This window comes from Phytoactinopolyspora endophytica (assembly GCF_004138495.1).
In the GTDB taxonomy this organism is placed as follows: Bacteria; Actinomycetota; Actinomycetes; order Jiangellales; family Jiangellaceae; genus Phytoactinopolyspora; species Phytoactinopolyspora endophytica.
The window spans coordinates 15,024-15,386 of record NZ_ML142867.1 but is presented as its reverse complement, the minus strand read 5'-3'; the positions used below and the strand labels follow the sequence as shown (position 1 = coordinate 15,386).

The window sequence follows — 363 nt, the reverse complement described above, 5'->3', positions numbered from 1 at the left end:
GGAGCGGGCCGGCGTCGTCATACAGGCCATGGATGCGCAGCGGTTCGGCGATGACGTCGTGCGTCGTCATGCGCGGGTTCAGCGACTCGGCCGGATCCTGAAAGACGAACTGCATGTTCCGGCGGACCGGCCGCAGCTGTGACCGGCTCGCGGCGGTGATGTCCTGCCCGTCGAAGACGATCCGTCCCGACGTGGGCTTCAGACGGCGGATCACCGCCAGACCAGTGGTGGACTTCCCGCAGCCGGACTCGCCCACCAGACCCAGTGTCTCGCCGCGGCCGACGCTGAACGACACGCCGTCGACCGCGTGCACGGTCTCCCTCGGGTGCAAGAGGTTCCCGGACCGGACGTGGAAGTGGATCT

1 protein-coding gene is annotated in these 363 nt (G+C 68.3%); it reads right to left on the bottom strand.

Going from position 1 to position 363, the window contains the following annotated elements; genetic code table 11:
* On the bottom strand, nucleotides 1-361 hold a 361-nt coding region (locus ELR45_RS41620; RefSeq protein WP_420813960.1), incomplete at its 3' end, for an ATP-binding cassette domain-containing protein.
* Nucleotides 362-363: the final 2 nt, after the last annotated feature.